The organism is Pseudomonas kuykendallii, assembly GCF_900106975.1.
Taxonomy (GTDB): Bacteria; Pseudomonadota; Gammaproteobacteria; order Pseudomonadales; family Pseudomonadaceae; genus Pseudomonas_O; species Pseudomonas_O kuykendallii.
The window spans coordinates 483,047-493,200 of the sequence record NZ_FNNU01000003.1; the positions used below are offsets into that span (position 1 = coordinate 483,047).

Below are 10,154 nucleotides of genomic sequence, written 5' to 3' on the forward strand. Positions count from 1 at the left end.
TTCTAGTGACCAATTTAGTCAATAGTCACAGATCAGGGCGACAGGCTTCGGAGTATCAGGCTGGAGAGCAGGACCGGGGCTTCGTCGGTGGTGTCGAGCCCATGCTGCAGCAGCAGCGGGTTGAAACAGGGCCGCATGATCAGGTGGATCGCCCGGGTGGTTTCATCCAGCGGTGTCTTGCGCTCGAAGTCCCCGCTTTGCCGACCCAGCTGCAGGATTTCGCGGATGCTCTGCTCGATGAAGTCTTCGTAGACGAGGGTCGCCGGCCAGCGCCCGGACGCGGCGGAAGAGACGATCTCGTAGAGCCGGCGATCCTGGAAGAACAGCCGCAGGCATGACTCCACCAGTGCCTTGAGCATGCGCCGTAGCTTCTCCGGCGGGCTGTCGACCGCGTCGATGGCCGCCTTCACCTCGGTCTGTATCTCGTCCAGACAGTTCGCGCAGATCATCTCGCCGATGGCCTGCTTGGACTCGAAGAACTTGTAGATGTAGGCCTTGGAGAAGCCGACGGCCCTGGCCAGATCGGAAACCGTGGTCTTCTCGTAGCCGTAGAAACGGAAGTGCTCGGTCGCCGCCGCCACGATCTGATCACGCACCTCGTGATCCACCGGGCCACGCGCCGATACTTTTGGAGCGGGAGTCTTGTTCATGGAGGCATAGCCTACAGAGCGGCTGGGTGATGGACAATGAGTGACCAATATGTATTATGGTCACAAATCAGCGTATTCACCCTACTCCCGAAGGACCTGGCATGCCATCGAAGCGCCCCCTCGTCGTACTGGTCAGCGCCGGCCTCATGGCAGGCTGCGCGGTCGGCCCCGATTACCAACGCCCCGCGCTTTCGCTGTCCGAAGGCTTCCTCGGCCAGGCCGCCGTCGATGCCCGCCCTGCCCGCGCCGATGCCGAATTCAGCACCTGGTGGAGCGGCTTCGGCGACCCGCAACTGACCCGCTTCGTGAGCCTGGCGTTGGAGCAGAACCTGGACCTGGCCCAGGCCAGTGCGCGCATCGCCCAGGCCCGCTCCGGCTTGGGCGCCGCCAACGCGGCGCTGCTGCCCTCCGGCACCGTCAACGGCCAGGCCGCGCGGGCCTACCAGTCGATCGAGACGCCCCTGGGTCAGGTGCTGAACGCCACGCCGGACTTCGATCGCTACGGCAACAGCTACGAAGCCAACCTGGGCGCCAGCTGGGAGCTGGACGTTTTCGGCGGCCTGCGCCGCGGTCGCGAAGCGGCGTTGGCGGAGTACCAGGCCTCGCAAGCTGGCGCCGCCGCCACCCGGTTGGCCGTCGCGGCGCAGACCGCCGATACCTACCTCGCGATTCGCGGGTTGCAGGGCCGGATCGCCGTGGCCCGCCAGCAAGTGCGGACGCAGGAGGACCTGCTGGCGACCATCCAACTGCTGCAGGGACAGGGCCTGGCGGCCGACATGCAGGTGCATCAGGCCAGCGGTGCGCTCGCCCAGGTGCGCGCCAGCGTGCCGGTACTGGAAACGGGGCTGGACGCGGCGATGAACGCGCTCGACGTGCTGCTCGGCGCGCAGCCGGGCACCCACCGTGCCGAGCTGGCCGAAGCCGTGGACCTGCCGCAGGCCCCGCGGATTGCCGCCAGCGGATCGCCGGGCGACCTGCTCAGGCGCCGCCCCGACCTGATCGTGGCGGAGCGCCGCCTGGCCGCCTCGAACGCGCGCATCGGCGCGGCCGTCGCCGAGTACTACCCGAAGTTCTCGCTGAGCGGGCTGATTGGCAGTGCCACCTCGGTGTCCGGCGGCAACCTGTTCAGCAGCGGCGCCAGCCAGATGAGCGGCGTGCTGGGCCTGCGCTGGCGCCTGTTCGACTTCGGCCGCATCGACGCCCAGATCGATCTCGCCAAGGGCCAGGAAGCCGAGCAACTGGCGGCCTATCGCCTCGCGGCGCTGCGCGCGACCGAAGATGTGGAGAATGCCTTCTCGGCGTTGGTCAGGCGCGAGGACCAGGCCAAGCTGCTGGAGCAGGGGGTGGATTCGCTCAGCCGCGCGCGGCAGGCGTCCTTCGAGGCCTACCAGCAAGGCGTGGTCAGCCTGATCGAAGTGCTGCAGGCGGACGAGAGCCTGCTGCGCGCCTCCGACGCCAGGGTCCAGGCACGAACGGAGTCGACCCGCGCCGCCGTCGCGGCGTTCAAGGCGCTGGGCGGCGGTTGGAACGCCGCCGAGTCGCTGGCGCGCAACTGATCGTCGTCCTGAGCCAGCAACAGAGCTGGACGACAGGCGCACACCGCCGATACTCGATGAACGCGCAGAACCGCGAAGCATTTTTCATCGGCGATGATCGAATGCCCGGAGCGGTTTGAGGGCCAGGTATCCGATGCCGTCGGTTGAAAAAAGCCGGTAGACAAACAGAGCGTTGTCCACCGTCTCGGAGTGGCCGTACGGAAAAAGCCAGCGTTTCCATCCCAGAGTCGACCCGCGGCGTCATGGCTTCGCAGGATGAATGACTTCTTTTCCATTCATCTACAGCGCCCACTGGATAGATAAAGCGCGACCCATCAACCATCGGCGAATGGATAAACAGGCTACCTGCCTAGGGTCAACCCTCCCCCGGCGAACGTAATCGCTGATGCAAGCGGCTGAGAAAGCCGACATCGAACGTCCGGCGCGCGGGCTCGCTTTTCAACAGATCGCGCTCGACCAACATCCCTGCCCACAACCAGCCGGGGTTGGGGTTCTCCAACCACGCCTGCGCGCAGTTCACGCCGAGGTCGAACGCGGCTTGGTGCCTGGCCGGGAGGCTGATTTCAACGCCGGGATGATCGTCGTGGGCGGCCAGCCGGCACACGCCACGGCGGCTCATCAGCCGCCCTCCCTGGCCTGTTCGATGGCATTGACCAGCAGCGCCGCCAACTCGCGAATACGCGCCCGTACCTGCCGGATCTCCCTGGCGTCCAGGTACATCATCTGGTCGTTTTCAGGCTCGGCGGAGCCGAACTGGCGCAGCAGCAACGCCAGCTGCAACTCGGCCTCGATCCGGTAGGGATAGTTCTTTTCACGCGCGCCCGCGGCTGGTGCTTGCAGTGAAGGGAAGGCGATGTGGTTCGACTCAGCCACGGCACACCTCCAGAACGAAGGTGATCGATACCACGCAAACAGCAGGGAGGTGCCCGTGCGTAAAAGGGGGATAGCGCATTTTCCTTATGCTCCTCGAACGGTTAAGGAGCCGCTTTCCAGCCGTTACCACACGGATGGAGGCGGACCGTGCAAGGGTGGTAAACCGGCGTCCGAGGGAACCGGCCGAGCCGAAGCTCGCCTCACACGGCCCGCCATAAATGCACGAGAAAACAGCAGGCATAAAAAAAGCGCCTGTTCTCGGCTATGGCGCTGTCGCGCCTCAGACAATTCCGGGTTACCACACCCAGGCCACGGGATTGACCGTGACCGGCGCACTCTAGCGCGCGGGGTGGGGGTAGGACAAGGAAGTGGAAATTGGGGGTGGTTTCGATGCGGATTGCGGCGGCTTTTCAGCCACCTGCCGGGGCTGTGAAGAGGCTAACTTTCGGTCCGAGTTGATAATGACACAGGCAAAAAGCGGCCAGAAGCAGACGTTTAGAACAGGGAAAATCTGCCCCCCTTTCTTGTTCGATCTGGTCTGTCCCGGGCTGAGTGGACACTGACTTAAGGTGGATAATGTCCGCCGCAAGGAGTGTTCATGAGCCAGACCAGACGACGTTTTCCTGAATCCTTCAAACTCGAGGCGGTAGGCCAGGTGCTTTCCGGCACGCCGCTTCGGCATGTAGCCGAGACGCTGGGCATTGCTGAAAGCCTGCTGGGCAAATGGAAGCGCCAGTACGAACAGCAGGGTGACGATGCCTTTCCAGGCAATGGCAAGCAGCGTGGCGAGAACGCGGAACTGCGTCGGCTACGCCAGCAACTGGCCCAGGTCACCATGGAGCGCGATGTTTTAAAAAAGGCGCTCGCCATCTTCTCGCGGCCCACGAAGTGAGGTTCCGCGCCATCGAGGCGTTGGCCGGTCGCTACCCCGTAGCGCCAATGTGCCGGCTGCTGCGGGTATCGCGCAGCGGTTTCTATGCCTGGCAGCAGCGGCCTCCTTCGGCGAGAGAGATGGCGAACCGACGCTTGAGCAAGGAGATCCGCACCATCCACCATGAGGTGAATGGGATCTATGGCCATCGCCGAATCAAGGCCGAACTGGCGGCCATGGGGCATGCGTGTGGTCGGCACCGGGTTGCCCGACTGATGCGCGAAGCTGGTTTGCGCGTTCGCTCGCGCAAGCGCTGGCGGCTGGTTTCCAGCAGTCGTCACGCTCTGCCGATTGCGCCGAATCACCTGGATCGCCAGTTCGCCTCGGATCGCGCCAACCGGCACTGGGTCTCGGACATGACCTACGTGCGGACGGCCCAAGGCTGGCTGTATCTGGCCGTGGTGCTCGATCTCTATTCACGCGCCGTCGTCGGTTGGGCGATGCACCATCGCATGCAGCAAGCCCTAGTGCATGCTGCGCTGGAGATGGCTGTGGCACGCCGCCAACCACAGGCAGAGGTACTGCTGCACTCGGATCGTGGCAGCCAATACTGCGCCTACGACTACCAGGCCTTGCTGCGGCGCCATCGGGTTGTGCCCAGCCATTCACGTCCGGGGAGCTGCTGGGACAACGCTGCGATGGAGAGCTTCTTCCGTTCGCTGAAGACCGAGCGGGTGTACCTGACGCATTACGCCAGCTACCAAGAGGCGAAAACCGACCTGTTCGACTACATCCGCTTTTACAATCACCGCCGTCGCCACTCGACGTTGGGCTATCTCAGTCCGATGGAGTTTGAGCGGCGAAACGCGAGCAGTAGCTCTTAACTACCTGTCCACCAGTTCCGGGACAGACCAATCGCAATGCTGCAGGCCAATGGCAGTGGCGGAGGATTCTGCTATTCCCATGCTGACGTCATGGCGACAATCTGGCTAATCTAGGGCCAGTTCAGGCAACTGAAGCAGCGTCTGGACCGATTTAGCACTTCTCCTTAGGTTGGCTACTGCTTACGATCCTCTCCTGATCTGTTGCACCTGCAGGAGGTTGTCGTGCGCCCTATCTCAAACCAACGATTCAATGCCTTTGCAGCGTACTGCAGGAGCCCCCAGGCGCTGGCTATCGCGGAGGAAATTCTTTGGTTCGAGGCGGACGACTCACGCATTGTTGCGACAATTATCAGGGACAGACCTGACAGCGAGTTCGCTGGAATCATTTTGGGGCGCGACGAAAAAGAACGATATCGCTGGATCAACGCAACTGAATTCTTTAAATCAAAAATCCAGGCTAGGGCGGCTCTCAGAGCAAAAATCGAGGAAATAATCCCAATCCTCGAGCAGCACCGGAAGCAAGGCGACAACGACAAAAAGCCCGTAGACTTCTTTACGCCGCTAAAGAAAACCAAGCAGCCGCTTCACCAATCGTTTCTGAACCTAACTAGTCTCGAAGGATTCTCGCCAGCAAAGGAAATCATCGAACCGATGATGCGCTGGCACGAGGACGCCGATGGAAACTTCGTCGAACAATTCCAGACCACTGGGTTTGACTCTCGAATCTGGGAGCTATACCTATTCTCCTTGTTTACTGAGGCCGGTTTCATTATTGATAAGTCCAGCGCAATCCCTGACTTTTCCTGTTCTGGGTTACGTGGCGAGTTCTGTGCGGAAGCCACCACCGTCAACCCTTCCCGCGACAAGAAAGGTAAAATTCTTCCTCCTCCGCCAATCGAGGCGGAAGAAGAGATGGAAGCAGCTATCCGTGACTACTTCCCTATCAAGTTCGCTGGCCCGCTTACCGAGAAGCTCAGGAAGCGCTACTGGGAGCGGGAGAATGTACAAGGCAAGCCATTCATTCTTGCGATACAGGATTTTCAGTCCCCAACAGCGATGACCATGACCCGGGATGCACTACCAATCTACTTGTATGGCTACCGGCAAGCTGATGATTGGAGCATGGAAAACCCAAAGGTCGAGCGCGTGGAGACTCATCAGTGGGGCAACAAAACTATTAACTCAAATTTCTTCAGTTTCGAAGGAGCTGAATACATCAGCGCTGTAATATTCAACTCCAGCGCTACCATTTCCAAGTTTAATAGAATCGGCCTGCAAGCTAGCTTCGGCTCCGACCGTGTCAGGCTGTTTCGCTTTGGCACAGTTTGCAAAACCGAGAATGGTAATCCGCACATTACTGAGTACGCACACTACGTGTCGGAGGATGCAATGGTAGAAACATGGTCTGAAGGACTCGAGGTTTTCCACAATCCCCGGGCCGTTCATCCCTTACCCATGGAGATGCTGCCGGATGCGGCTCATCACTTCATGCCTGACGACGGGCTAATGAGAAGTCGACTGCCCAACTGGCTCCCCACCCAGTCGTACACACACATCGAAGTCGAGGAGTTGCCACCTCAGCCGGACGACAACGAGCTGTTCTAAGAAGCCCTCGCGCCCCCTTGGACCCACTGGTAATGTGAGCTCTTCATTTTCGGGAGAGTCCACCATGCTTCAAGTCGCAATCGGTGCACTATTGCTGATCGCCGGCATGGTCGGGCTCTTCGCCCTCTCAGCCCTGGGCGTCCCGGCCATCGCTGCTGGTTACCTCCTGATTCGCGCCACCTGGGCTGGCCAGACGCTGCAGGGTGCGTTCTTCGGCCTGGCCCTCCTTGGCCTGGCCGCCCCACTCCTGCAGTTCGTTGAGTCGCGCGCCACCGTCTCTGCCAAAGGATAAACGGGATCGCAGTACGCGATCTTGAGAGAATCGATGTCGTATTGAGTCGCTTTTATCAGAGTCCTCGCCTTAAGGTTTCTGGCAGTCATTTCTATGTGTTAATTGTGGTTTCTACAGTTACTTCGACAGGCTGGAGGATCTGATACCTCTGTCTGATCAAGTTGTAGATGTCCGGGATATCGTCAGCTTGCACGGTCACAATCAACGCGTAATTGACGTCTGGTGCCGAGCCCGGAGAGACGCCCCGGCTGCTTTCGCGTGCGTGGTATTCAATGTCGAAAACCGGACCAACCAGAGAATCTTCGCCATCAAAGCTCCGATCACGATGCAGGCAGGTTTCCCATTTATGGGCGTCATCTCGAAACTGTCTCTCAGTCATCTTGTACTGGGAGCTACGAGCAAAGAAGTCTTTGCTTGTCTCGATGCCTGCGCCCGCCTTGGGGCGGAAAACTACGCCCATCCCTGAGCGGGTGTAGTTGATCGCGTGCTCTGGATCGGTGTGCGCCTGGATGCAGAACGTGGCTTTGATCTGCGCTTTGCCGGTGATGGGGATGTCTGGGAAGGGAATCGGGCAGCGCAGGTACTGACCTTTCTCAAGTTGACCCTGAAAGATGATGGTGGCGCTACCGTCCGGACATTCAAGAAGAGTCATCGCGTCCTCTTTGAAGCGGCCCCAGCCCACCTCGTTACGGCTGATTGCGCGCTTGTGCTCGGCATGATGGACGAGCAGGGCTTTCAGGGCGATCGCCGTCATCTCATAGGACGTAGAGCAAGCAACGCCAGCCGCAGTTCTCAGTATCAGCGGTGCGGAGTAACTGGTCCCTTGGACGCCGACGGTGCTCCCGAGAATAGGGTTAAACACCTTAAAGGGTTCAACATTGGAGCCGCCAAAAGCAACGCCGTCGGGCTTTACGTAGCCCGGGCTTCTTCCGGGGCCTACGCAGCTGTATTCAGCACGCTTCCATTTCGTACCACTGGTATCTGCAGCGCCAATCGCCAGCGCGTTGACCATGTCCCCTGGTGGCTGAATCCTGCTCGCTCCTTCTACGTCGCCATCATTGCCGACTGCGACGGTGGCCAGGATGCCGTGACGCGAGCAAACCTGGTCAAGTGTTGCAGTCCAGGCGTGCACCTCTTCGTCATTAATCGGTATTCGCGGGCCAAGGCTCAGGTTGGCGAACTTGTATTCTCCAGAGTCGAGTGCATCCCGGATCTTGATCAGTACGTCGAAGAGGTCTGGGTCACGGCCAGAGATAGGCGAGAGCACACGATAGTGGTGGACATTCATGTAGGGGCGTTTGAGCTCGTCAACTTCTGAGGCAAGCCTGCCAAACAGAAAGGTCGATGTGACTTCGTTGCCATGCATAAGTAGCTGGCCGTTTGTATCACCAGTGTCCTCGTAGTAGTACTCAGTCGCCCAGACGGCGAGGTCCGTTGTCCCCAGGCCGCCATCAAAGATTGCTGCAGCTTTGTCTGGGGCAATTGCGGCGTGACTGGGCAGCATCGTGCTGTAGTTGGCTAGCGTTGAGCGAGCAAGGCTGGGATGTGCGATTCGCAGCTCGGGCATAGGTCGAGCTACGCGCAGGAACGTATGACTGGCGATTGCCACCATAGCTTCCGACGACGCGTATACCGGGATGAAAGTTAGCCCCCCAACCTTGATCCGCCGCTTCAGGTCAGCTTTGCCCGAATTTACTTTCACAAAGTCAGAGAAAGAGGCAACGATGTCTTCTTCATCGGACCCTGCATGCAGGGCAACTTCGAAGGCGTGCGGGCCGTCTCCCTGTGGAAGCGGGCCCCGAATCTTGTTGTCGTTTTGGATCCAGCGGATCGACTCGATCTCCTTGAGCTCTTTTTCCAGTGTGGCGGGGATGTCGCTCGATTTGAGCAGACCACGAAGGTTGGCAACGGCGCTTTCGGTGCCTGCGATAAACAAGGTCGCTGTGGCTTGGAGCTTTCCGGCATCTCGGATATCCGTAACTTGCCTCGGAACAATCGAAGTCTCTTTGCTCCCTACATCGCGCAGCCCTGCTTTTTTGAGGATGCGCTTGGGGAAGTAGGATTTGGCCAGAAAAGCAGGATGCAGCGTCAGCTCAAAAACACCTTCCCCGCGTGGCTTGGCTGCTTTCGGAAGAGCTGAGAGAGAGAGTTGAACCTGCTCCAGAGATGAGGAAATCTCGGCACGGATCTCCTCAAGCGTGTACGGGTATTTCTTTGGCCCAGAATTACGCTTGATCTCTTTGGCGGTTGCCAGCGCTTCCCCTTTCCCTAAAAGCAGGTTCCTCTCAGCCATTCGTACCCTCCTTGAATTCCTTTATGACTTTTCCAACAGTTGGGTGGGAAACATTCAGCTCGCTTGCGATTTTTCGCTGGGATAAACCCTGCAAGGAGAGCTGAATAATCCTCATATCTCTGGTGCTATGAGCCGACTTTCCAGAAGCGAGGTTCTTGAGCGAGATATCGATGATGGTGTCGTTAAGTGAGCGCTGCTCCAGAACTGCCCGTTTTCTTGCCGTGAGGACGATTCTGTTTATGTCCGAGAACGAACTTCCCTGCAGGTGGGTAGCCAGTTGCTGGGCGATTTGGGGAGATACCTCTGCTTCGGTTAGAAGCCCCTCAATTAACTGGATGGGAGGGTTCTCAAAGCGAACCGTCGCTTCAAATCGCCGCCATGCAGCCGGATCCAGTATGTCTGGATGGTTTGTTGCAGCGATCAAGATGGAGGTGGATGGCCACTCATCGATGGCTTGCAGCAGAACGTTAACCAGCCGCTTGAGCTCCCCTACGTCTTTCTCGTCGTCTCGTCTTTTGGCGATCGCATCAAATTCGTCCAAGAACAGAATGCAAGGAAGGCTCTTGGCATGCTCGATTACGGCCTTGATATTCGTGCCGGTCTTACCCAGCAAGCTGGACATTACCGATGCAAGGTCCAGAGTAAAAATTGGGAGCTGGAGCTTGCTGGCAATCCAGTGTGCAGCCAGTGTTTTGCCGACTCCTGGTGGGCCGGTAAAGATCATGGAGCGAATCGGCTCCAGTCCTGCGGTTAAGAGCTCTTTGTGGCTTTTTCGCTCTTGAATGATCTCTAGCAGCTGCTGCTCGACGGCGATTTCCCACTTGGGCTCGAATTCAATGAAGGCGCCTACGCCTTCTTTTAAAAGGCTGCGTCGAGAGTCTGGATCTACCGGGGCCGCCAAGCGTGGAGCTCCTCGCAGCCCACTATCGGATGCGAGGAGCTCGGCTAGGCGAGAGGCAAGTTCTGGCTGCGTCTTCTTGAGCTTGCTTACGATCTGACGGCCTATGAGAGCAAAGGCTGCGGCGTTGCCTCTAACCCCTTGCTGGTAAAGAGACTCAAGGTCTTTTTCGGCTAGCGTTACCATAATAAGCCCACTTATTTCTGCATCCTGGCAGATCGGTAAATTTACT

General features: G+C 58.9%; 10 protein-coding genes. 5 read left to right on the forward strand and 5 right to left on the reverse strand.

The window, feature by feature from the left end; genetic code table 11:
* Positions 1 to 32: 32 nt before the first annotated feature.
* Positions 33 to 650 (reverse strand): TetR/AcrR family transcriptional regulator, encoded by a 618-nt coding sequence (locus BLV15_RS12270; RefSeq protein WP_090228516.1) that lies wholly within the window; start codon positions 648 to 650, stop codon positions 33 to 35.
* A gap of 101 nt (positions 651 to 751) precedes the next feature.
* Between BLV15_RS12270 and BLV15_RS12275 the strand changes: the two genes are divergently transcribed.
* Positions 752 to 2,206 (forward strand): efflux transporter outer membrane subunit, encoded by a 1,455-nt coding sequence (locus BLV15_RS12275; RefSeq protein WP_090228517.1) that lies wholly within the window; start codon positions 752 to 754, stop codon positions 2,204 to 2,206.
* A gap of 355 nt (positions 2,207 to 2,561) precedes the next feature.
* On the opposite strand, the gene BLV15_RS12280 is transcribed toward BLV15_RS12275, so the two are convergent.
* Both BLV15_RS12280 and BLV15_RS12285 read right to left on the reverse strand, forming a co-directional pair.
* Positions 2,562 to 2,825: a LasR-specific antiactivator QslA gene (locus BLV15_RS12280; RefSeq protein WP_090228520.1), complete on the reverse strand. Its 264-nt coding sequence runs from the start codon at positions 2,823 to 2,825 to the stop codon at positions 2,562 to 2,564.
* Complete coding sequence (locus tag BLV15_RS12285) at positions 2,825 to 3,079, reverse strand: hypothetical protein (protein WP_090228522.1); 255 nt, start codon at positions 3,077 to 3,079, stop codon at positions 2,825 to 2,827. The genes BLV15_RS12280 and BLV15_RS12285 overlap by 1 nt, the downstream gene beginning before the upstream one ends.
* Positions 3,080 to 3,677: 598 nt before the next feature.
* Here BLV15_RS12285 and BLV15_RS12290 point away from each other — a divergent pair.
* The 4 genes from BLV15_RS12290 to BLV15_RS12305 all read left to right on the forward strand — a co-directional run bounded on the left by BLV15_RS12290 (position 3,678) and on the right by BLV15_RS12305 (position 6,731).
* The gene (locus BLV15_RS12290; protein WP_090228524.1) at positions 3,678 to 3,971 is read left to right on the forward strand and encodes a transposase; all 294 of its coding nucleotides are present in this window, start codon (positions 3,678 to 3,680) and stop codon (positions 3,969 to 3,971) included.
* Positions 3,968 to 4,834 carry an IS3 family transposase gene (locus BLV15_RS12295; RefSeq protein WP_139210719.1) on the forward strand — a complete coding sequence of 289 codons (867 nt, stop codon included), beginning with the start codon at positions 3,968 to 3,970 and terminating at the stop codon, positions 4,832 to 4,834. Before BLV15_RS12290 ends, BLV15_RS12295 begins: the two co-directional genes overlap by 4 nt.
* A 222-nt stretch (positions 4,835 to 5,056) precedes the next feature.
* Entirely contained in the window at positions 5,057 to 6,439 is a 1,383-nt protein-coding gene (locus tag BLV15_RS12300) for a hypothetical protein (protein WP_090228528.1), read from the forward strand.
* 64 nt (positions 6,440 to 6,503) lie between these two features.
* Complete coding sequence (locus BLV15_RS12305) at positions 6,504 to 6,731, forward strand: hypothetical protein (RefSeq protein WP_090228531.1); 228 nt, start codon at positions 6,504 to 6,506, stop codon at positions 6,729 to 6,731.
* A 91-nt stretch (positions 6,732 to 6,822) separates the two neighbouring features.
* Here the strand turns inward: BLV15_RS12305 and BLV15_RS12310 are convergent, their stop codons facing one another.
* Positions 6,823 to 9,024: a S8 family peptidase gene (locus BLV15_RS12310; protein WP_090228535.1), complete on the reverse strand. Its 2,202-nt coding sequence runs from the start codon at positions 9,022 to 9,024 to the stop codon at positions 6,823 to 6,825.
* Positions 9,017 to 9,925 carry an AAA family ATPase gene (locus BLV15_RS12315; RefSeq protein WP_245728178.1) on the reverse strand — a complete coding sequence of 303 codons (909 nt, stop codon included), beginning with the start codon at positions 9,923 to 9,925 and terminating at the stop codon, positions 9,017 to 9,019. The genes BLV15_RS12310 and BLV15_RS12315 overlap by 8 nt, the downstream gene beginning before the upstream one ends.
* Positions 9,926 to 10,154 lie beyond the last annotated feature (229 nt).